This is a genomic window from Sphingobacterium psychroaquaticum (assembly GCF_004421025.1).
Classification (GTDB): domain Bacteria; phylum Bacteroidota; class Bacteroidia; order Sphingobacteriales; family Sphingobacteriaceae; genus Sphingobacterium; species Sphingobacterium psychroaquaticum.
Window position 1 is genome coordinate 800,934 of sequence record NZ_CP038029.1, and the last position, 22,575, is coordinate 823,508.

The following is a 22,575-nucleotide window of genomic DNA, read 5'->3' on the forward strand; positions in this document are numbered from 1 at the left end:
TTCGTATATTTGAATGTTAAACAGTACTCATTTTATTTTAATTACATGAGCGAAGAAAAGAAAAATCCATCAACGTATTCAGCGGATAATATCCAGGTTTTAGAGGGGCTAGAAGCAGTACGTAAAAGACCTTCCATGTATATTGGTGATACAGGTATCAAAGGCTTGCACCACTTGGTATACGAGGTTGTTGATAACTCTATTGATGAGGCCGTAGCAGGATATTGTACGGATATCTTTGTGACGATTCATGAAGATAATTCGGTCTCTGTAAAAGATAACGGAAGGGGTATTCCGACCGGAATTAATAAGAAAGAAAACAAATCGGCGTTGGAATTGGTTATGACAATTCTCCATGCCGGTGGTAAATTTGATAAAGACACCTATAAGGTGTCTGGTGGTCTGCATGGTGTGGGGGTATCCTGTGTGAACGCACTTTCCACACACTTGTCTGCTGTCGTGCACCGTGAAGGAAAAATATTCCAACAGGAGTACGAAAAAGGTAAACCACAATATGATGTGAAGGAGATCGGAACGAGTGATATCACGGGTACGATTGTAACCTTCCGTCCGGATCCGGAGATCTTTACCATGACTACGGTATACAATTACGATACCTTAGCAAATCGTTTACGTGAGCTTGCTTTCTTGAATAAAGGAGTGCGCCTGACGTTGACTGATGAGCGTGAGCTATTGGAAGATGGAACGAAGAAATCGGATGAGTTTTACTCAGAAGGTGGTCTTCAAGAGTTTGTAAAGTTCTTGGACGGCACAAGACATTCCCTTATTCCTGAGCCAATTTATGTAGAAGGTATCAAGCAAGGTATCCCTGTGGAGTTAGCTTTGCAGTACAACGATACATACGCAGAGAATGTGCACTCTTATGTGAACAATATCAATACCATTGAAGGCGGAACGCACGTTGCTGGTTTCCGTCGTGGTTTGACGCGTACGCTTAAAGCTTATGCCGACAAATCGGGGTTATTGAAAAACTTAAAAGTAGATATTACCGGTGATGACTTTCGTGAAGGATTGACGGCTGTAATCTCTGTGAAAGTTGCGGAGCCACAGTTTGAAGGACAGACGAAAACCAAATTAGGTAATAATGAGGTTATGGGAGCTGTCGACGTTGCTGTAGGTGAGATTTTGGGTGTATACCTGGAAGAGAACCCGCGTGAAGCAAAAGCGATCGTACAAAAGGTTGTTATTGCGGCGCAGGCTCGTGCAGCAGCTCGTAAAGCTCGTGAATTGGTGCAGCGTAAAACAGTAATGGGCGGTTCAGGATTACCTGGTAAGCTAGCTGACTGTTCTGACAATGATCCAGAAAAATGTGAGATATTCTTCGTCGAGGGGGATTCCGCGGGAGGAACGGCTAAGCAAGGTCGTGACCGCCGCTTCCAAGCGATTATGCCGCTTCGAGGTAAGATCTTAAACGTTGAGAAAGCGATGGAGCATAAGATCTACGAAAATGAAGAGATCAAAAATATGTTTACTGCGCTTGGTGTAAGTGTAGGGACGGCAGAAGATTCCAAAGCGCTTAATCTAGATAAATTACGTTACCACAAGATTGTAATCATGACGGATGCCGATGTCGATGGATCGCACATTGCGACCCTTATTCTGACATTCTATTTCCGCTACATGAAGGAGCTTATTGAGCGTGGTTATGTATACATCGCAACCCCACCGTTATATATGGTGAAGAAGGGTAGAGAGTTTGAGTATGCATGGAATGAGGATCAACGCATTGCTGCTATCCAGCGTTTGAAGGGTGCGGGTAAAGAAGATTCTGTACATGTACAGCGCTATAAAGGTCTTGGAGAGATGAACGCCGAGCAATTGTGGCAGACGACTATGGATCCGGAGCACCGTACCTTACGTCAGGTGACCATCCAGAACGCGGCAGAATGTGATCGTATATTCTCCATGTTAATGGGAGATGAGGTTGCACCACGTCGTGAGTTTATCGAACGCAATGCGCGCTACGCGAAAATTGACGTCTAGTTTTTGACTCTTTTATAACAATATAAAAAACCAATCCCAAAAAGATTGGTTTTTTTATTAGTAACTTGTAGTATTTAGTAAATGGAGTTTTTATGTCGAATATTGATTTTATACATGAAGAAACGGCTGCGGATATTGGAAATTTCCTAGTCGGTAGATTACTGCCTTTTCGACAAAAGCGTTCGATCGGACCTTTTGTTTTTATTGACCATATGGGACCGGCGTGCTTGGCCGATCATCAGAATATTGATATTGGCCCCCATCCGCATATTGGATTGTCGACGTTGACGTATCTCTTTGATGGTGCTATGATGCATCGTGATAGTATAGGCACTGAGATTGAAATCCAGCCTGGAGCGGTAAACTGGATGACGGCAGGAAAAGGGGTAACACACTCCGAGCGTACGCCGGAACGTTTGCGACAAAAGGATAAATTTATGCATGGCTTACAGATATGGGTAGCTTTGCCGAAGGAGTTGGAGTTTATGGAGCCAGAGTTTTACCATATCGAAGAAAAGGATATTCCGCACTGGACAGAGGATGGTGTCAGTTATCGCCTAATAGCAGGTGAAATCTTTGGCAAGCGTTCGGGTGTACCTGTTTATTCGCCGCTGTATATGTTGGAACTTAAAACAACAGAGGAACGTGTTGTCGATATCGGCAGTGAGCTTTTTGGAGAAAGTGGTCTGTATATTCTGGAAGGTGCCGTTGTTAATCAAACGCATGAATATGGGCCTAAGCAGATTTTGATTACGAAGGACGCGAGCTTATGTACCTTCACGATGAAGCCTAACACCTCGGTGTATATCTTTGGTGGAACCCCTTTTCCGGAAGAACGGTATATCTCCTGGAATTTTGTGGCCACGAGTAAGGAGACCATTGAGAAAGCAAAAGAGGATTGGCGCAACCACGCTTTCCCTAAAGTGATCAATGATGATGGCTATGTGCCTCTGCCAGAGAGTCGCTTAAAATAAAAAACTTGGGTTTGGTTTATTTCAAATGATAAACCAAGCCCATACCGATATTGAAAATAGCGTTCAGCTGTATCGATCCGGTGTTTTTTACATAATTAATGATGTGTTTCTCTGTGGTGCCCACCTCGTAATAAAAGCCTATTTTTTTATATTTTACTTCGCTTCCTACAAATACGCCAATATGCATTGCTGTAGAGAAGTAATAATAACCATCATCGTAATAGTCTGGCAATCCTCTGAAGTATTTGCTGCCTAATGCACGGCTCACCCATAAGCCTGTATTCAGCCAATTGACTGATACATCGGGGGTATAGGTTTTATTGATTGGCGCAAATTTCCCCTTTAATGTTATGGAATGAATCGCCTTGTCGGCATATTTTGGCGGTACGATACCATACATGAAATCCCCTTTCCATTTCTTATTGGGCGACTGGTAACCGAAGCCGACGGAGAACATACCAATATTACCCGCATGTTGAATTTTTACATTGTGCGGCATTATTTTATAGAGGAATGTGCTGTCTTTGGTTTGTGCAGATACGTGTAATATGGAAAGTAGCGTGCTTAAAAATAGCGTCAGGATCTTCATTAGTAATTAATTTGTTGATGCGTGATTGTTTGTCCCTGGACAGTTATTTTAACGTAGGATCGCTTTTGCAGCGTTGGTACAGTTAGGTAGGGGAATTGATCTTCGAATGGTTTTTCCAGCTGATAACTATGCGTATGTCCGTGTATGGAGAGACGTGACTTCGTGCTGCTGGATAACATCCGAGCTAAATCTTCTGTTTTGGTTTGGTCAAAATCATAAACAAAGGGAGCTACGTGCGATATGAAGAATAAGTTTTCGACATCAGCTGTTGTGTTCTTTATTTCTTTTTCAATCCAACCTAGGTCTGGTACGGAACCATCAAAGGCAACTTCCCGTGAGTTGGAATTGAAGAAAATGAATTTGTTTTTGCCATATATAAATGAAAAGTTTTCTGGGCCGAACATTTGTGCGTAGATCTCTCGGCCGTTTCCGAGCATGTCGTGGTTGCCTATTACCCCGACCACAGGGAGCTTTAGTTTTTTGATGTCATCGTAGTATAGGTTGTATTCGAAATTGGCTCCATAGTCCGTAAAATCGCCGCCGTGCAAAACGAAGGCGATCTGATCCCGGTCATCTAGTTTGTTTGCATGCTTGACGAAGCGTTGTAGCTCATCGTAGGCAATCTGTGTGTCGGAAATGACTAGAAAGCTGAATGTATCTTTCTGGGGTAATTGTCGGATCTGTTCGAGTGCTTTGGCATTGAGGTTTTTGGCCAATGGCCGTACTTCGAGGACAGAATATTGGAAATTTCGTTTGCAGGATATTGTTAAAAAGACAATAAGAAATAAGAGGAGGAAGCCTGAATATCGTTTCATTACATACATACTTTATTGTTTACGCGCTAAAGACATGCAATGTTAAAAATTTATTAACTGACTAATGTAATCAAAAGGTCAGTTTGTTTTTTATGACAAAAAAAATCCCCAACCGGTATGGTTGGGGATTTAATGTTATGTGAGAAAATCTACTTATTTAGATTTTTTTTCGTCACCTTCCATTTGCTCTTTCAATTGAGCTAATACATCTAAGTCACCTAAAGTAGATTTCTCCACAGAGTCTTTTACTTTTTTCACAGCAGAGTTAGCTGCTTTGGCTTCTTTTTTACGTGCATTGAACTCTTCGATACGAGCTTCTGCTTTTTGGTCTTCCCAGATACGTGAGTGAGAGATAACCAAACGCTTGTTCTCTTTGTTGAACTCGATGATTTTGAATTCAGCAACTTCGTCAACTTTCAATGGAGAACCGTCTTCTTTTACAGAGTGTTTGTTCGGGCAGAAGCCTTCAACACCGTATTGTAAAGCTACGATATCACCTTTGTCACCAACTTTGATTACTGTTCCTTCGTGTACTGAACCTTCTGTGAAGATGGTTTCGAATGTATCCCAAGGGTTTTCTTCTAGTTGTTTGTGACCTAAAGAAAGTTTGCGGTTTTCTTCGTCAAGTTCTAATACAACTACGTCTAAGCTTTCACCAACTTTAGTGAATTCGTTAGGGTGGTTGATTTTCTTAGACCAAGATAAGTCAGAGATGTGGATCAATCCATCGATACCGTCTTCTAGTTCAACGAAAACACCGAAGTTAGTCATGTTTTTAACAACAGCATTTTGTTTAGAACCTACTGGGTAACGCTCTGTGATGTTTTTCCAAGGGTCAGGAGTCAATTGTTTGATACCTAAACTCATTTTACGCTCTTCGCGATCTAAAGTTAATACTTCAGCTTCGATCTCATCACCAACTTTTAAGAACTCTTGTGGAGAACGTAAGTTTTGTGACCAAGACATTTCAGAAACGTGGATTAAACCTTCAACTCCAGGGATGATTTCTAAGAAAGCACCGTAATCAGCAACTGTTACGATTTTACCTTTAACTTTAGAACCAACTACTAGATCTTGGCTTAAAGATTCCCAAGGGTGCTCTGATAATTGTTTTAAACCTAAAGCGATACGTTTTTTCTCGTCGTCGAAATCCAAAACTACCACGTTGATCGTTTGATCTAACGCTAATACTTCTTTTGGATGCTCGATACGACCCCAAGAGATATCCGTAATGTGAAGTAGACCATCAACACCACCTAAATCGATGAACACACCGAAGTCAGTAATATTTTTAACCGTACCTTCTAATACTTGACCTTTCTCTAGTTTCGAAACGATTTCTGATTTTTGGTTTTCTAAATCGTCCTCGATCAATACTTTGTGAGAAACTACTACGTTTTTGAATTCGTGGTTAATTTTTACCACTTTGAATTCCATAGTTTTACCTACATAGATATCGTAATCACGGATTGGTTTGATATCGATTTGAGATCCAGGTAAGAAAGCTTCTACACCTTTGATGTCAACGATCAAACCACCTTTAGTACGAGATTTAACAAAACCATCGATGATTGTGTCATTCTCTAAAGCCGCATTGATTGTTTCCCAAGATTTTTGTGTTTTAGCACGTTTGCGTGATAAAATCAATTGACCGTTTGCATCTTCTTGTGATTCTACAAATACGTCAACTGTATCACCAACTTTTAAGTCAGGTAAGTCACGGAACTCAGATAATGCTACAAGACCGTCTGATTTAAAACCAACGTTCAAAACAACATCTTTGTTGTTGATAGAAACAACAACACCTTCGATAATTTCACCTTGGTTGATTTGGTTGAAAGTACCTGCGTATTGCTCTTCTAATTTGGTACGCTCAGCATCGCTGTAGCTACCGAAAGCTTTTTCATCAAGATCCCAATCAAAGTCACCTTCTGGAGTACTCCATGCGTTTGATTTGATCTGGTCGATCAGGTTTGAATCTGCTTCAGATTCAATTTGTTCAGTGTCTTTCACTACTTTAGTGTCAGCACCTTGTAGCTCTGCGTTTTTCGCCGCTAACTCTTTTTCTGCTTCTTGTTTTTTTGCCATTAATTAATTAATCTCCTTTTCCCCACATTGTAGGGACTGCAAAAATACGAAAAACTTTTATATACAAGAGATTAAGTGGAAAAAAAATATTTGACTAATCTTTCGGGGTGTTTTCTTGTTTGAATGCATTGTATGTTCGGGGTTTCACAATCTTAACACTTTGTTTGGAGAGCGCAATAGCTGCATTGAGCTCAAAACCAATTAATAAGATCAAGGAATTAAGATACATCCAGATCATAACGACGATCAAGGTTCCAATGGAGCCGTATAGTTTATTATAGGCTCCAAAGTTATTGATGTAGAACGTGAAGCCTGTGAAGGTCAAGATAGCCAATATGGTGGCTAAGCTGGCTCCAGCATTTAAAAATTTCCATTTTTTAGAATCACTGGGCGCAAATTTATAGAGCATACTGACGGTAAAAAAGTAGATGCTGAATAGAACTACCCAACGGGATAGACCAATTATGAAACGCCAAAACCAGGCTAAATCATAATCAATATGTGTTTTTAAGTAGTTAATGACAAAGCCGGTAACGGTAAATATTGTTATGCCGATAACCAATGCGAGGACTATTCCGAAAGAGAGGGCCAAAGCAGTTCCTCGCTTTTTTAACCAAGATCGTTTTTCCTTTGCCAGGGCTGCCTTGTTAAAGGCAAACATCAGTGTCGTCATCCCGTTTGTGGCAAAAAAGGTCGCTAGCAAGAAACCGATAGAGAGGAGTCCTGAGTTTTGGTTTTTGATAATATCCTCCAGCGTAGTCTGTAAAAAGTCATACGCATTGTGTGGGAGCGCTACTTGCAACAGGTCGAGTAACTTCTGCTGAAAATTATTAATCGGGATATAGGGGATTAGTGTAAATAGAAAAAGTATACCCGGGAATAGCGCTAACATAAAATTGTAGGCCAGGGAGGAGGCTTTGTTAACAATGGAATCCCGCGATATTTCTTGGAAGAAAAAACTGAAAACGGTGTATAGCGGTAACGAGCCGAATCCAGGCACAACAGTAACCTTGGTCCATTCTATAAATCGATCATAGTATTTAAATTGGAGGAGGGTGTCGTGTAATTTTTTCTGCATTCGTTACCCAAAAAAGGCGTCCATCTTATCTTGAAAAATCTGAGGTGCTTTGCAAGGACGATTTTTTTTCATATCTACAAATACCAGCTGCGTACTTCCCGTGTTGAGCAAGGTACCTTGTTCATTGAATATCTCATATTCGAACATTAGTCGTACTAGGGGTCTTTCCTTTATGGTGGTGCGTATTGTAATGAGGTCGTCGTAGCGTGCCGGTTGGTAGTACTTACAGGTCAGATCCATGACAGGCATCATGACACCCATTTCTTCCAGCTCTTTATAGGAGAAGCCGGTACTTCGTAACATTTCTGTCCGAGCGACCTCGTAAAAAGAGGCATAATTTCCATAATAAACATAACCCATTTGGTCTGTCTCCGCGTATCGTATTCGTATTTGGGTTTCGTGTGTAAACATAACGGGAAGTTAAACAGTAAAAGTCGGAAAATAAAATTGCCCTCGACAAGAGGGCAATTTTATTTGCTATTTCTTGATGTTCCTGGCGTCGAGCGCCTGTTGGAATTTACGTGCATTTACGAGATGCTCTGCTTGTGTTACCGCAAAATTATGATAACCGGAGAAATCGTCTTTCGCACACATATAGATGTACTCGTGTTTCTTGTAATTCAGGACCGCGTCGATCGATGTTATGCTTGGAAGCATGATCGGTCCCGGAGGCAGGCCTTTGAAACGGTATGTGTTGTATGGATTGTCTATCGTGAGGTGCTTATTTAAGACACGACGAATGGTAAAATCATTGTTGGCAAAAATTACGGTCGGATCTGCTTGTAACAGTATTCCTTTCCGCAATCTGTTTAGGTACAGGCCAGCGATTGCGGGCATCTCGTCCCTATGAAGCGCTTCTCCTTTAACGATTGAAGCCAATACACTAACTTCTTGTGGGGTTAAATTTAAGGCTGCTGCTTTCTGTTTACGGTCAGCGTTCCAAAAACGTTGATATTCCTCGTGAAACCTCGCTATGATTTTCTCTGGTTCTGTATTCCAATAGATTTCGTAGGTGTTTGGAATAAACATCGTAAAGAAATTATCCTTTGTAAATCCGTAGGAGTTGGCCAGCTTTTCATTATTCAAAAGGTGGATGAATGTAGTCGAATCGGATTCGAAATTTTTACCCAATAGTGCCGCAAAATTCTCTTTTAGGCGGATGTTTTCAAATCTAAATTTCACGGCTTCTTGGTACCCGCCTCGTAAGTTGCCAATTAATTGGCGGTTCGACATTCCTTCCGTCAACTTATAACGCCCTGGCTTTACTAAAGTCGGGTACTTCATTGCTTTGGCAACGAGGTCAAAGCTTTTGATATCTTTTACGATGTGTTGTCCTTCCAATTTTTTAAGGACCTTGTCGTAAGTATCTCCTGTATGAATGAATACATACTTTTGGTCTCCTGTTATATTGGGACCCAGAAATGTCTGGTAGGCTTTCCAACCGATAACCACGATGAGTAGTGCCACTATGGCGGCACCTATTTTCAACCACTTTGGGATTCTTTTTTGCTGATCTACCATTTGTTTAGAGACTGTATTAGTTAGACAGTGTTAAATGAATAGGGGAACCAATACTAATTACTTTGGTTGATGTATCGGGCAGTTGGCTGATTACTTTTGCTGCCAGGGAATCCTGTATCGTTCCAGTATAAGTAACACCGCCCAAACTTAAGCCTGCACCGCTTAGTGCAAATCTTGCTTCGGATAAAGATAGGCCTAAAAGGTTTGGCATTTCCACTTCGTTTTCACCTTTACCATTTCCTAAAACCAAGGTGACTTTGGAACCCTTAGCGATTAGACGGCCACTTTTTAACGGTTGACCACCGAATTTTACATCCAGAACAACATCCCGTGCAATATCAGATACATAAACCGTGTCCGCAATTTTTAAGGATTGGTTCTTTAAAATCGCAGTCGCTTCGATCAATGTTTTATCAATAATATTCGGGAATGGAACCTCGGGTGATACTTGAGTAATAAAGGTAAGGTAGATGGTTCTTCCTGTTTTTACGTGGGCACGTGCTTCTGGATCCTGCTCAATAACAAGACCTGGCTTCATATCCATTTGATAAACCGAGTCCAAGGAGTATTCTAAGCCGGCATCTTCTAATGTGGCTATGGCTTGCTCAATTTGCATCCCTTTTACGATTGGAACTTCAATGGCATCACCATGTTTAGTGTATACTTTTAGTCCAAAATATAGAAATAGAAATAAAAGGATGGTAACGCCTAGGATTGTAACAAAATTCTTCCTAAAGGTACTGGTCTTAAGATACGAAAGTATTTTTGACATCTATTCAAAAGTTATAGTTATTAAACAAAAGCGAAACGAAGCACGCATCTGTTTTTTATAAAGCAAAAATATTCGTTTTTCCGTGTAACGCAAATTATATTTGTCTTCGTTTAATATAATTTATGAAACCGAGATGTAAATGAGTATGCCTAGGTGTCTATTATCATTCACATTACGCTCTCATCAGTCATTGAAAAAACAATAGATGAAAACAAAAGTAGCATTAATTACCGGAGGTTACACCGGCGAGGCAGAGGTTTCTTTAAAAAGTGCCGCCTTTGTACAATCACAGATGGATACAGCGCGCTATGACGTTTATCCTGTACATATCACGGTAGAAGATTGGTATTATCTGGATGCGGAAGGAAAAACCTTTACGATTGATCGAAGTGATTTTTCGTTTGTGCAGAATGGACAAAAAGTGACATTTGATGTCGCGTTTATTATTCTACATGGAACACCGGGTGAGGATGGTCGTTTACAAGGTTATTTTGATATGATCGGTTTGCGGTATACCTCATGCAATGCACTCACCTCGGCGCTGACCATGAATAAAGGGTATACGAAGGCGGTTTTGACAGGAGTGCCTGAGATGTATGCTGCGAAGTCGGTTTTACTGTTTGAGAGCCAGCGTGCCCAAGCTTATGGTATGGTGACTGATGCCTTGAAATTACCCTATTTCGTAAAACCAAATGCTGGTGGGAGTAGTATTGGAATGACGAAAGTTAAAACGATTGACGCGCTACAGGAAGCGCTGGATAAAGCCTATGATGCGGAAGGAACGGGGCAAGAGGTGTTGGTGGAAGAGTTTGTAACGGGCCGTGAATTTTCCCAAGGTATTTTCCGGAATGCGCAGGGCGAACTCGTTGTGCTTCCTGCTACCGAAGTGAAGACAACACGTGAGTTTTTCGATTTTGAAGCAAAATATACACCGGGACTGACGGAAGAAATTACACCAGCTGATCTGACGGTGGAGCAGCAGGAACGGGCTGGACGCATTATTCGGGAGATCTTTGTTCGCTTAAACTGTAAAGGCATGGTTCGTGTTGATTTTTTCCTGGAGAATGGGACAGACAATTTTTATTTTATTGAGATAAACACCATTCCTGGACAAACGGCGCAAAGCTTTATTCCGCAGCAAGTACGTGCTTTCGGAATGAAAGAAACTGCTTTTTACACAGAACTTATAGAAGCTGCTTTGGTCAATACTGACTAGTTTTGTACCTTTGCTCGATTATTTCTCTGCGAAGTGGCACTCGGAACCGGCAAAATGGTCGCTATCCGAACAGCCAAAGGACATGGACGCCTATCGATTAAAGGTTCGATAATCCTCTGGAACTATTGCGGTCATGCGCATCCTTAGGTTAGCAGGATGGAAAGTAAGAGTTAAGCGTGTTTAGGATTACCTACATAATATAAATGAAACGTAAAATAGAAAATCTACTGCTCGAGTTTGCAAGAATCCATCGCTTTATGATGCGTTTCTTGAGAGAAGTGGTATCTCCGCCCTATGAGTTTAAGGAAATTATCCGGCAGTGTTATGAAATAGGATGGAAGTCATTTCCGTTGATTAGTTTAACTGGTTTTATTGTAGGTTTTGTTTTTACCAAACAATCGCGACCTTCTTTGGAGGAATTTGGTGCGACCTCGTGGTTGCCTAAGTTGATTTCCATTGCTATTGTTCGTGCTTTGGCCCCGTTGGTAACGGCGCTTATTGGTTCCGGTAAGGTGGGGTCACAGATTGGTGCGGAGTTAAGCTCGATGAACGTGACAGAGCAAATTGATGCGATGGAAGTATCGGGAACCAATCCGACTAAGTTTTTGGTTTCTACGCGTATTTTGGCGACGACCACGATGATTCCTGTATTGTGTTTTTATGTTGCAGGTATTGGTTTATTGGGTGGTTACCTGAGTATTGCTGGTAAAGATGATTTAAGTTTCTTGGCCTTCTTTACACAAGTATTCGAGGCTATTGCGGCGAAAGATATATTTGCGATGGTGTTGCGCGCTGTCGTGTTTGGGTTTACCATTGGTTTTACGAGTTCATACATCGGTTATTATTCGTCCAAGGGTACTGAAGGGGTTGGGAAAGCTGCTAACGCGGCGGTAGTGGCTTCGATGTTCTTGGTTTTTATAGAGGAGTTACTGATTGTTCAGATACTTTCATTAGTAGGTTAAGGTCGTATGGAAAAGAGTAAGGCAAATATAAATTACGATGATGTTGTTATCCATGTTGATAAAGTGAGTAAATCATTTGGTGATTTACACGTTTTAAGAGATGTGGATCTTAAACTGTATAATCGGGAAAATTTAGTTGTTTTGGGACGTTCCGGAACGGGTAAATCTGTTTTAATTAAGCTTATTTCGGGGTTATTGAATCCGGATCGTGGAGATATTACAGTTCTCGGTGAGGTGGTAAACCGTTTGACAGATAAGGAGCTAAGGGCATTAAGACAGCGCATCGGTTTTTCTTTTCAGAATAGTGCTTTGTATGATAGTATGACGGTGCGTGAGAATCTAGAGTTTCCATTGGTCCGTAATAAACGTAATCTATCGCGTGCAGAGATTGATCGAGAAGTGGAAGAGGTGTTGGAGGGCGTGGGACTGTCGCGTGCCATAAACCAGATGCCGTCTGAATTATCTGGTGGGCAACGGAAACGAATTGGTATTGCGCGGACATTGATCTTACGACCAGATATTATGTTGTATGATGAGCCTACAGCAGGATTGGATCCGATTACTTGCTTAGATATTAACTCGTTGATTAATGAAGTGCAGGAGCGTTATAATACTTCTTCGATTATTATCACACATGATTTGGCTTGTGCGAAGATGATCGGGGATCGTATGGTGATGTTGTTGGACGGTAAATTTGAACGACAAGGCTCTTTTGCCGAGATTTTTGATACGGATGACGAACGGGTCAGACCATTTTATGACTATAATTTTATTGTTTAAATACATATGGGTACAAGCGAAAGAAAGCGTACGCTTACGGTCGGGTTATTTGTTTTAGTAGGTTTAATAATTCTTGTTGCCGGAATTTTGGTTTTGGGGACACAACAGAATAAGTTTAGTAAAAACCTCGTGATAACTACTTTTTTTAAGGACGTTAAGGGCTTAAAAGTTGGAAATAATGTATGGTTTTCCGGTGTTAAAGTCGGAATCATTAAAGAGATTACATTCCAAAGTATCGACGATGTTAAAGTCGTTATGCATATCGAAGAGAAGTCTAGCGAATTTATTCGTGAAGATGTGAACGCGAAACTGGGTTCCGATGGTCTTATCGGTAATGCGATCGTGAGTTTGGTTGGGGGGACGGATCGTGTACCTCCGATTAAGGACGGCGACGTGATTAAGTCGGTGAATGGTACGGATACGGAGGCGATGTTTGCAACGCTACAGGCCAACAATGAGAATTTGGTCGAGATTACGAAGAATTTTGCTATTCTTTCCAAGCAAATGGTGGAGGGAAAAGGTACGGTTGGCGCGTTGTTGACGGATTCTACTATTGCAGAATCTTTAAAAGGATCTGTTGGCTCATTAAATAAAGTAATGAGCGATGCAAATAAAGCTACGGCCAACTTAGCCGCATTGATGACCAAGCTGAATGGAAACCAAGGGTTAATTCACGATTTAACGACAGATACGGAGGTATTTGCTAGCCTACGTCAGTCGGCTGCACAACTACAAGGTGTGACGCAGACCGCAACGGCTTTGATGTCTAATTTGAATGAAACCTCGAAACGGTTGAATGATAAAGACAACGCGGTTGGGGTCTTGTTAAATGACCCGGCAACAGCGGTCGAAATCAAAGCGATCTTGAATAACTTAAACGCAAGTACGGCGAAGCTGGATGAAAATATGAAGGCATTGCAGAGCAATTTCTTGTTCCGAGGTTACTTTAAGAAACAGCTAAAAGAACAAGAGAAGGCGCTGAAAGCTGTTAACTAGAAGGAACGATTAATGATAACAGACAAGGACGTCATATACGAGGACAACCACCTGATTGCAATCAATAAGCGGGCAGGTGATATTGTTCAAGAAGATACGACAGGGGATAAGTCGCTGGAAGATATGGTGAAAGAGTATCTGGCGGAAAAATATAATAAACCGAATGCGGCATTTCTCGGTGTAATTCATCGATTAGACCGTCCGGTGAGCGGCATGATTCTTTTTGCGAAGACGAGTAAAGCATTAGACCGGATGAACCGGATGTTTCATGATCGGGACGTATCTAAAAGCTATTTGGCCGTTGTTCGTAACCGTCCACCTAAGCAGGCCGATACCTTAAAGAATTGGCTTTTGCGGGATCGCAAGAAGATGATAACTAAAGCTTATGATCGGGAAGTGAAAGGCGGTAGTTTTGCGCAGCTCGATTATGAGGTTGTGGGAGAGCTGGATGGTTACTATTTGTTGAAGGTAACTCCATTGACAGGGCGCACGCACCAAATCCGTTGCCAACTTGCGTATATGGAATGCCCTATTGTGGGAGATAATAAATACGGTTATCCACGAGGAAGTTTACGCCGTTCCATTTGTTTACATTCCAGGTCGCTGACCTTTAACCATCCGGTAAAGGATGAAAAGATGACGATCGTTGCCGAGCTTCCACATGATGGCTTTTGGGAAAAGTTTAATGTGTTGTTGTAAGGCGTACTCTATACAAAAATAAGTACCTTTGTGATATGAAATCGAAGTATCTTTTTGTTATTGCGGTCTGTATGACCGTTTTGGTGAGTGTGTTCTTCGTGACTGAAGTTTCTGCACAATGTGCTATGTGTTCATTAAATGCTGAAAATAGTGCTACAAATGGTAATACACAAGGGAAGGGTCTGAATGACGGAATTCTGTTTCTATTGGCGATTCCCTACCTTATTGCTGTTGGAATAGGTATTTTGTGGTATAAAAAATACAGAAAAAATCATTCCGCAAAACAGGTATCTCCTTTCGAAAAATAAAACTCATGGCGATTTCGAGAATTACAGCTGTATTGCAGTCGAAATGTCCGCGCTGTCGGGTGGGCAAAATGTTTGATGGCCCCGTTTATGGACTTCGTAAGCAACATATGTATGAGCACTGCCCACATTGTGGTTTAAAGTTCGAGATTGAGCCCGGTTATTTTTATGCGGCAATGTATGTGAGTTATGCCTTTTCGGTTGCGGAGGTTGTAACGTTGGGCTTAGGAACAGCCATGTTAACACATAGTGAATCGCCGTGGTTATATGTTGTTGTTCTTTTTGCGGCTATCTTTATTTTTGCACCGTTCAACCTGCGTTATTCGCGTTTAGTATTACTTCATTACTTAACGCCGAAGGTGCGCTATAACCCTGCTTATCAGGATGAACAAGCAGGGGAGAACAATTAATCGAGTGTCAAATATTGCATACGGCTGTCAAAGATAAAAGCTTTGTCTTTGTGGCGTATTGCGATCTGTTCTTGTAGCTGTTGCAGTATTTCCAGCTGAAAGCTGTTAATCATATCTTCGTTTTGTGCTACAATTTGAATACAGTACGTTGAACCATCATGCGGACTGTCCAACATTTTAAGAAATTTTGCTTCGTAACGGTTTTGACGTAACGTGCTTTTCAACCAGTCGAGCAACATGTCGTGGTCGCTGTCTTCAATAATAAGGGAGACATTATATAAAATCATACGCGAAATTAGTAAAATCTATACAAAAGAAGTGAACAGGAGCTTCGTTCGGTCGCGATTATTACACTACTATGTTTACTTCTACCTCGATTTGCTCTCCGGTAAGGCTGTTTTATACGGATGTATGGTATAATATAGGCGGAGAAGGAATTGAAATATCAGATCGGTAAGCGATTATAAATAGACTACGTGTAACGCTCGGCCTGTAAAAATAAGGTTGCATATGTTAAAAATCATTAAATTTTGACAATCTTTGGGAGAACAATGAGATTATATATGTTTAGACTTTCTTTTTGCTTTTTTATCGGATGTATCATGTGCGTTATCGTTTCATGTGGAAAAAAGCAAGGAGATGGGAAATTAATCCCCATAGAGGATTTCTTCGTAAAACCAGAAAAAACGAACTTCCGGATTTCGCCTGATGGTAAAAAAATCGCTTACCTCGGTATCGATGATCATTGTAAAAATATCTTTGTATTGGATTTGGAGGATAAGCGTAAATCGAAACAGTTGACGTATCAATCCGATATCAATGTGCAGTATTTCTTTTGGGCTTCGGATTCTACGATCGTATTTTCCAATGCGCAGTCGATGAACGATAGTTTGCGCATCTTTGGTATTTCCGTTGAAACCGAGGAAATGCATAAGTTATTGCCTACGCGTAAAGCAAAACTCCGTTGGCTAAATCCACAAAAGGAGAAGAGTGATTATCTGTTGGCGAGCATGAATAGCCGTGACTCGACGGTGTTTGATCTCTACAGAATATATTTAAATGGTGCTGAACCGGTGTTGGTGACACAAAATCCAGGTAATATTTCCACTTGGTTTGCGGCACCAGATGGCAAAGTACGGTTGGCTATAACCAGTGATAGCGTACAGGAAAGCATGCTTTATCGGGCCAATGAGAGTGAGCCGTTCAGGCAAGTGGCTATTACCGATTACCAAACTTTGATTCAGCCGTTGGGTTATGTAAAGAATTCCTCAACTAATATTTATGCGCTATCGAACTATAACCGAGATAAGCTGGCATTGGTAGAATATAATACCGCAACGGGACGTGAAGAAAATGTTCTTTATAGCAATGAGAAGGTCGATTTGGATGCTTCTGGTTATTCTTTTCATCAGCAGGAATTGGTGTATAGCGAATATACCATCGATAAAAGTGAAAAGCATTTTTTTGATAAAACTTTTGAAGAACATTTTAATAAGCTATCCAGTAAATTTAAGGGACAATCTATCGATATTATAGATTCGGACAGAGAACAATTACACTGGATTGTTCGCATTTATACGGATATCAATGCCGGAGGTATTTATCATTACGATGTGTTGGAAAATGAGGCCACCCTTCTGTCTGATGTGAATCCCAAGCTGAGTAAAGTGGAGTTGTTGCCTAAAAAAGCGATTTCTTTTCAGAGTAGAGATGGTTTGACGCTGCACGGTTATTTAACTTACCCGGCTTCGAATGTAACAACGGATCTACCGGTGGTGGTTTTGGTACACGATGGTCCCTATCGCCGTGAAAGTATAGACTTTGATGCAGAGGTACAGTTTCTGGCAAACCGAGGATACTTGGTATTTCAACCTAATTATAGAGGGTCAGCCGGCTATGGTAAGAAGTTCTGGGCAGCCGGATTTAAAGAATGGGGCGGAAAGATACAATCGGATATTATCGACGGTGTTACGTGGCTGATCCACCAAGGCGTTGTGGATAAGAATAAGGTGGCGATTATGGGTACTGGCTTTGGCGGGTATTCGGCACTCCATGGTGCGACATATAATTCGTCTTTCTATAAGTGTGCTATCTCGCTATCGGGGTATACCAATTTGTTTACCTATTTAAAGGAAATCCCGCCGCATCAGCAACAATACGTTAAGTTATTTTATAACATTATTGGTAACCCAACCAAGGAGTATGATATGTTTAAGGCGATATCTCCTGTATTTCACGCGGACAAGGTTAAAATACCAGTTCTATTTGCGCAGGGAGGAAAGGATAGCTACAGCTCACTGACCGATGCAAATCAATTTGTACAACGTTTAAAGAATAATAATGTTCCGGTGAAGTATATTTACCGAGAGGAAGAAGGTCGTCGCTTTAGAAACGAGGAAAATATTATTAATTATTACCAAGAAGTAGAACTGTTCTTACGGGAATATCTGAAATAATCGTGGCTTATAATCAACTAAAATATCGCAAGATTTTCCATTTGTTGGTCGCCTTTATGGTACTGGTTACCGTATTGTTTGTGGTGTCTATGGTTTTTGCACGTAAGATGATTGTAAACCTGATCGAAGGTGAGTTTAATAACCGAAAAGTTGAGGTTTTTGATCAGTCGGTACTTGCTTTTAACGAGTTTTTTAATGAAAAGATACCAGAGATCTCGTATTATCAAGGTTTTTTGGATTCGGTTAAAGCATCGGGTTATGCGAATGATGTTTTGCGTAAGAATCCTTTTGTGGAACAGATACTTTTCTACGATCTCACCGTAACAAATTCAGATTCGGTGGAGCTCGGGATTAAGTATAACCATCTTATGGTGTATCCCAAAAATATTATCTCCTTTGGTTTAGATCATAAAAACCGGTTGGTCTCACAACGGAAGAGTAGTAGTGATACGCGTTTGTATACGGAAGATTTCAACAATATGGTGTTGAAATTTGTCGGTTTTTTAGATCGTGTTAATGATTCCACGAAGATGTCTGACAATGATATCTATAAAGTGTTTTACGCGATGAGTGCGGGTAAGGTTTCTTATATGAATATCCCGCGGATTACGGATATGTTGACGTATAAGCGAATGATGTCCATCTTCGATGTCCCTGTGATGTCTTATGATCAGGATTTGTTTATGTTTATTATTAATCCGAATCGAATCAAGGTTAAAAATGTATTGCCCAATTTATATGAGCACATCACCGTGGTGCCTATCGTTTCAGGCAATGTCAGTGACCAACATTTTCATCTTGAAACGGAACTGTCGTTGCCGGGAGCACTATCCGATTATAAACTTCAGTTTGTGAGTTCCGAACGGTTTATCAATAAGGAAATCAATCGGCGATTTTTACCTGTGAGTCTTGGTATTTCTTTAGTGTATATCATTCTGCTACTTATTGCGTATCTTATTTACCGAAATGTAATTATTAACAGTAAGCTGTTCCAGTTGCAATATGATTTTATCAATAACCTAACGCACGAGTTTAAGACTCCCGTCAGTGTGATAAAAATAGCTGGAAACAATATCCAGAGCGCGGAGAATTTATCGGCTACGGAACAGAAGATGTATGGGAAGATATTGGACCAGGAAGCCGATAAGTTGAATAGCTTAATGAATAAACTGCTCTCATTTGCGCAAATAGAAAATAAATCTATTAAGCCCAATAAGGAGCAAGTCGGTGTGGAAGAATTCTGTGCGCCAATTTTTGAAGCGGTTAAACTTAAATATCCCGATTTAAACTTTAGCTATACAATCGATGTCCAAAATGATATGGTCGTAGATACAACGTTATTGTTGAGTGTGTTTCAGAATTTAATCGATAATGCGTATAAATATTCAGAGCCACAGCGTAAATATCTACGTATCGAAATGCAACAAAATAAAAAGAATTTTGTTATTAAATTTAAAGATCGTGGAATAGGTATCAATAAAAAGGAATTTAATAGTATTTTTAAGAAATTTTATAGAGTAAAGAATCAATTCAATCAACAGGGTAGTATTGGTTTGGGACTAGCATTCTGTAAAGAAATTGTTGATTTTATGGGTGGGGAGATAAAGGTAGATAGTGTGCTGAATGAAGGGACAACATTTACGTTATTTTTACCACTGGGTCCAAAAAAGATATAACTATTATGAGTAAAGACATCACCATTGCAGTTGTTGAAGACGACGAGAACCTAAGGTTCTTGGTAACGCACCGCTTGCAGACCGAGGGGTATACCGTTATTCAAGCTGGAAACGGATTGGAGGCGGAGGCACTGATTTTAGCGGATAAACCAGATGTTGTGTTGTTGGATTGGATGCTGCCCGGAAAAGAAGGAATTGCGGTATGTGAATCAGTGCGGAAGGCGGGTTTCGAAAATATCATTATCATGATGACCGCTAAATCGCAAGATATAGATAAAATTGACGCCTACAGTTATGGGGTAACGGATTACATCACCAAGCCATTTAATATGGACGTTCTGGTTGCGATGATCGAGAACAAGGTGCGCTTTTTTCTGCCGAAGAGTAATGATGTATATACTTTTGGGGGGACTGAGCACCATCCCAATATTCACTCGTTAATCCGAGATGGAAAGAAAATTGAGTTAACGATATTGGAAAATAGAATTCTTCTTTATTTTCTTCAGAATGTTGGAAAGGAGATAACGCGGGAGGAGCTGATGGAAGTTGTTTGGGGGTATAGCTCGAACGTGAATACGCGAACATTGGATATGCATGTGGTACGTTTACGTAAGAAAATTGAAACAAACCCGGATAAACCACATTTTTTACAGACAGTCCGGGGATTGGGATATAAATTTATTGATACCGAAGAGGAATAAATTTGTTTATATAAAAGTTGATTGTTAATTTAGCAAGCAACGTGCAAGACCATGTTGTCCTGATGAAGGGCAGTATGGTCTTGTCTTTTTTTTGTTTTTTAGTGGTCTTTGTACGTAATGATGATAAGCCCTTTTATACGCTCTATCATCAGTGGGTACGGCTACGTTTTAAATTTTGAAAATAAAGTAATATAAATATGGCAGAAGTAACTTATTACACACAAGAGGGATTAGATAAGCTTAAACAAGAATTGCATTATCTAAAAACAGAAGGAAGAGCAAATATTGCAAAAGCTATTGCTGAAGCTCGCGATAAAGGGGATTTGTCAGAAAATGCAGAGTATGATGCTGCAAAAGAAGCGCAAGGGTTGCATGAGACTAAAATCGCCAAGTTGGAAGAAGTTTTAGCAAGCGCGCGATTGATCGATGAATCGACACTTGATACCTCCAAAGTTTTGGCGTTATCTTATGTGAAGATCAAGAACAAAAAGAACAATGCTGTGATGACCTACCAGTTGGTTTCGGAGACAGAGGCGGACTTGAAAACAGGTAAGATTTCTGTTAAGTCTCCGATTGCACAAGGTTTGTTGGGTAAGTCGGTTGGTGAAGTAGCGCAAATCGAAGCTCCAGCAGGTGTTATGGAATTTGAAATCTTAGAGATATCTAGATAGTTTTTAGTTGGTTATGTGCGGTTTTGCCATAACCGTACATAATTTTAGATACAACGTATTTGTAACGGTTGTCATTTTTTGGCAACCGTTTTTCTATGCGCTAAACACGGCACGGAATTGGAGAAACATTTGTTAAAAAAAGTAAATTTATCTAAGTTTGTTTGATTTCTTAAATAGATAAGCTATGTCAACAGTTTTTTCAAAGATAGTGTCCGGTGAAATTCCATCCTTTAAGGTAGCAGAGAGCAATGACTATTTAGCATTTTTAGATGTTAGCCCGTTAACGCGGGGGCATGTTTTGGTCATTCCTAAGCAAGAAACAGATTACATTTTTGATATAAACGATGAAGATTATATGGGGATGTGGGTCTTTGCGAAAATTGTAGCACAGGGAATAAAGCGAGTATTTGACTGCCGAAAGGTTGGAATCGCTGTTGTGGGTCTGGAAGTTGCACATGCGCACATCCATTTGATCCCTATTAATGAAGTAAGTGATATGAATTTTGCTCGCCCCAAGCTGAGCATTCCTGCGGAAGAAATGACGCAAATTGCAGAAGATATTCGTTCAGCAATTTCGGACGTAACTAATCCCACAACAATTTAAATAGAGCAGATGAGACGTATGCGTGTTGCTAAGTTGGGCTTTACAAATTAATAATTATTGGATATGCAAGATTTGTGGGTATCGTTCCAACAGTTAATGGATCCAGCACATTTGTTAAGCCATGGCGGATTTTATATTGTTATATTGATCGTCTTTGCTGAAACTGGATTGTTTTTTGGCTTCTTTTTGCCGGGAGATTATTTATTGTTTTTAGCGGGGCTTTTTTGTGCTTTAGGGAAAATCGATGTTGATATTGTCACCATGTACTTTGGTATATTGGGGGCCGGGATATTGGGTAACTTTACAGGATATTGGTTTGGGTATCGAACGGGCCCCATGCTCTTTAAACGGCAAGACTCCTTGTTGTTTAAACGTAAATATGTTGTGATGGCAGAGGAGTTTTATCAGAAATATGGTGGAACAGCTTTAATCATAGGACGTTTTGTGCCTATTATTCGTACATTTGCACCGATATTTGCGGGAGTTGTAAAGCTAAATTTCAGGAAGTTTGTCATTTACAATGTCTTAGGTGCTCTTTTATGGGTTAGCTTACTGACATTGACGGGTTACTTTTTGGGGGTTAAGTTTCCTGCAATCATTAATTACGTAGAATATATTATCGTAGGACTTATTGTTATTGCGTTTTTGCCAATAGCGATAGCCCTATTAAAACGTTGGTTAAAAACAAGAAAACAAACAAACAGTACTAATATTAATGAGTAAACAAAATCCTTGGCACCAGATATCTCCTGGAAGTGATGTGCCAAATTCGGTAAATGCAATTATTGAAATTACAAACGGTTCTAAAGGAAAGTATGAACTCGACAAAGAAACAGGCCTATTGTTGTTAGATCGTGTTTTGAGTTCTTCTGTTGTGTATCCGGCTAACTATGGATTTATTCCACAGACGTACTGTGACGATAACGATCCATTGGACATTTTGGTGATTTGTTCTGTTGATATTTTACCGATGACCTTGGTCGAAGCAAAAATTATTGGTGTTATGAATATGGTTGATGGTGGTGAGCAGGATGATAAACTTATCGCTGTTGCTAAAAATGACCCTATCTATAACTATATCAATGATATTGAACAATTAGCGCCTCACGTGATGAAGGAGATTGTTCAGTTTTTTGAAAGCTACAAAGCGCTAGAGAAGAAAAATGTTGTGGTAGAAGGAATTCAAGGTCGTGAAAAGGCACAACAGATTTTGTTAGAAAGTATTGAATTGTACAACAAAGAGTTCACAAATAAGTAA

24 protein-coding genes are annotated in these 22,575 nt (G+C 40.3%); 16 read left to right on the forward strand and 8 right to left on the reverse strand.

From position 1 onward, the window contains the following. The first annotated feature begins 45 nt into the window (after positions 1 to 45). Positions 46 to 2,004, forward strand: coding sequence for a DNA topoisomerase (ATP-hydrolyzing) subunit B (gyrB, locus tag E2P86_RS03350; RefSeq protein WP_085472491.1), 1,959 nt, complete (start codon positions 46 to 48; stop codon positions 2,002 to 2,004). Positions 2,005 to 2,096: 92 nt separating this feature from the next. After that, positions 2,097 to 2,978 carry a pirin family protein gene (locus tag E2P86_RS03355; protein WP_085472137.1) on the forward strand — a complete coding sequence of 294 codons (882 nt, stop codon included), beginning with the start codon at positions 2,097 to 2,099 and terminating at the stop codon, positions 2,976 to 2,978. A 16-nt stretch (positions 2,979 to 2,994) separates the two neighbouring features. On the opposite strand, the gene E2P86_RS03360 is transcribed toward E2P86_RS03355, so the two are convergent. The 7 genes from E2P86_RS03360 to E2P86_RS03390 all read right to left on the reverse strand — a co-directional run bounded on the left by E2P86_RS03360 (position 2,995) and on the right by E2P86_RS03390 (position 9,841). After that, complete coding sequence (locus E2P86_RS03360) at positions 2,995 to 3,567, reverse strand: hypothetical protein (protein ID WP_085472136.1); 573 nt, start codon at positions 3,565 to 3,567, stop codon at positions 2,995 to 2,997. Then, on the reverse strand, positions 3,567 to 4,382 hold the full coding sequence (locus E2P86_RS03365; protein ID WP_159451821.1) for a metallophosphoesterase family protein: 816 nt from the start codon (positions 4,380 to 4,382) through the stop codon (positions 3,567 to 3,569). Before E2P86_RS03365 ends, E2P86_RS03360 begins: the two co-directional genes overlap by 1 nt. A gap of 153 nt (positions 4,383 to 4,535) precedes the next feature. Then, complete coding sequence (gene rpsA, locus E2P86_RS03370) at positions 4,536 to 6,470, reverse strand: 30S ribosomal protein S1 (RefSeq protein ID WP_085472134.1); 1,935 nt, start codon at positions 6,468 to 6,470, stop codon at positions 4,536 to 4,538. Positions 6,471 to 6,564: 94 nt separating this feature from the next. Beyond that, the gene (locus E2P86_RS03375) at positions 6,565 to 7,548 is read right to left on the reverse strand and encodes a YihY/virulence factor BrkB family protein (RefSeq protein WP_085472133.1); all 984 of its coding nucleotides are present in this window, start codon (positions 7,546 to 7,548) and stop codon (positions 6,565 to 6,567) included. Between the two features lie 3 nt (positions 7,549 to 7,551). After that, positions 7,552 to 7,959, reverse strand: coding sequence for an acyl-CoA thioesterase (locus E2P86_RS03380; RefSeq protein ID WP_085472132.1), 408 nt, complete (start codon positions 7,957 to 7,959; stop codon positions 7,552 to 7,554). A 66-nt stretch (positions 7,960 to 8,025) separates the two neighbouring features. Next, positions 8,026 to 9,069, reverse strand: coding sequence for an endolytic transglycosylase MltG (mltG, locus tag E2P86_RS03385; RefSeq protein ID WP_134430767.1), 1,044 nt, complete (start codon positions 9,067 to 9,069; stop codon positions 8,026 to 8,028). Positions 9,070 to 9,085: 16 nt separating this feature from the next. After that, positions 9,086 to 9,841: a PASTA domain-containing protein gene (locus tag E2P86_RS03390; protein ID WP_085472130.1), complete on the reverse strand. Its 756-nt coding sequence runs from the start codon at positions 9,839 to 9,841 to the stop codon at positions 9,086 to 9,088. Between the two features lie 205 nt (positions 9,842 to 10,046). Here E2P86_RS03390 and E2P86_RS03395 point away from each other — a divergent pair, with 205 nt between their 5' ends. From E2P86_RS03395 to E2P86_RS03425, 7 genes are all read left to right on the forward strand, one after another. Continuing rightward, positions 10,047 to 11,057: a D-alanine--D-alanine ligase gene (locus E2P86_RS03395; RefSeq protein ID WP_085472129.1), complete on the forward strand. Its 1,011-nt coding sequence runs from the start codon at positions 10,047 to 10,049 to the stop codon at positions 11,055 to 11,057. Between the two features lie 203 nt (positions 11,058 to 11,260). Then, positions 11,261 to 12,019: an MlaE family ABC transporter permease gene (locus tag E2P86_RS03400; RefSeq protein WP_085472128.1), complete on the forward strand. Its 759-nt coding sequence runs from the start codon at positions 11,261 to 11,263 to the stop codon at positions 12,017 to 12,019. Positions 12,020 to 12,025: 6 nt separating this feature from the next. Next, complete coding sequence (locus tag E2P86_RS03405; protein ID WP_085472127.1) at positions 12,026 to 12,799, forward strand: ABC transporter ATP-binding protein; 774 nt, start codon at positions 12,026 to 12,028, stop codon at positions 12,797 to 12,799. Positions 12,800 to 12,805: 6 nt separating this feature from the next. Continuing rightward, the gene (locus E2P86_RS03410) at positions 12,806 to 13,795 is read left to right on the forward strand and encodes an MlaD family protein (protein WP_085472126.1); all 990 of its coding nucleotides are present in this window, start codon (positions 12,806 to 12,808) and stop codon (positions 13,793 to 13,795) included. A 12-nt stretch (positions 13,796 to 13,807) separates the two neighbouring features. Next, positions 13,808 to 14,494, forward strand: a complete 687-nt coding sequence (locus tag E2P86_RS03415) for an RluA family pseudouridine synthase (protein ID WP_085472125.1) — start codon at positions 13,808 to 13,810, stop codon at positions 14,492 to 14,494. Positions 14,495 to 14,529: 35 nt separating this feature from the next. Further along, complete coding sequence (locus E2P86_RS03420; RefSeq protein ID WP_085472124.1) at positions 14,530 to 14,802, forward strand: hypothetical protein; 273 nt, start codon at positions 14,530 to 14,532, stop codon at positions 14,800 to 14,802. Between the two features lie 5 nt (positions 14,803 to 14,807). Beyond that, positions 14,808 to 15,209: a DUF983 domain-containing protein gene (locus E2P86_RS03425; protein ID WP_085472123.1), complete on the forward strand. Its 402-nt coding sequence runs from the start codon at positions 14,808 to 14,810 to the stop codon at positions 15,207 to 15,209. Here E2P86_RS03425 and E2P86_RS03430 read toward each other — a convergent pair. Further along, complete coding sequence (locus E2P86_RS03430) at positions 15,206 to 15,496, reverse strand: DUF4286 family protein (protein ID WP_085472122.1); 291 nt, start codon at positions 15,494 to 15,496, stop codon at positions 15,206 to 15,208. The genes E2P86_RS03425 and E2P86_RS03430 overlap by 4 nt on opposite strands. 315 nt (positions 15,497 to 15,811) lie before the next feature. On the opposite strand from E2P86_RS03430, the gene E2P86_RS03435 reads away from it, so the two are divergent. The 7 genes from E2P86_RS03435 (at position 15,812) to E2P86_RS03465 (ending at position 22,575) form a co-directional block, all read left to right on the forward strand. Continuing rightward, positions 15,812 to 17,665: a S9 family peptidase gene (locus E2P86_RS03435; RefSeq protein ID WP_234991115.1), complete on the forward strand. Its 1,854-nt coding sequence runs from the start codon at positions 15,812 to 15,814 to the stop codon at positions 17,663 to 17,665. Positions 17,666 to 17,667: 2 nt separating this feature from the next. Further along, positions 17,668 to 19,341, forward strand: coding sequence for a sensor histidine kinase (locus E2P86_RS03440; protein ID WP_134430770.1), 1,674 nt, complete (start codon positions 17,668 to 17,670; stop codon positions 19,339 to 19,341). 5 nt (positions 19,342 to 19,346) lie between these two features. Then, entirely contained in the window at positions 19,347 to 20,042 is a 696-nt protein-coding gene (locus tag E2P86_RS03445) for a response regulator transcription factor (RefSeq protein ID WP_134430773.1), read from the forward strand. Positions 20,043 to 20,239: 197 nt separating this feature from the next. After that, positions 20,240 to 20,713, forward strand: a complete 474-nt coding sequence (gene greA, locus E2P86_RS03450) for a transcription elongation factor GreA (RefSeq protein WP_085472118.1) — start codon at positions 20,240 to 20,242, stop codon at positions 20,711 to 20,713. A 184-nt stretch (positions 20,714 to 20,897) separates the two neighbouring features. Next, a complete protein-coding gene (locus E2P86_RS03455) occupies positions 20,898 to 21,317 on the forward strand; it encodes an HIT family protein (protein ID WP_085472117.1) in 420 nt (139 codons plus the stop codon). Positions 21,318 to 21,380: 63 nt separating this feature from the next. Further along, positions 21,381 to 22,040: a DedA family protein gene (locus tag E2P86_RS03460; RefSeq protein WP_085472116.1), complete on the forward strand. Its 660-nt coding sequence runs from the start codon at positions 21,381 to 21,383 to the stop codon at positions 22,038 to 22,040. Then, positions 22,033 to 22,575: an inorganic diphosphatase gene (locus tag E2P86_RS03465; RefSeq protein WP_085472115.1), complete on the forward strand. Its 543-nt coding sequence runs from the start codon at positions 22,033 to 22,035 to the stop codon at positions 22,573 to 22,575. Before E2P86_RS03460 ends, E2P86_RS03465 begins: the two co-directional genes overlap by 8 nt.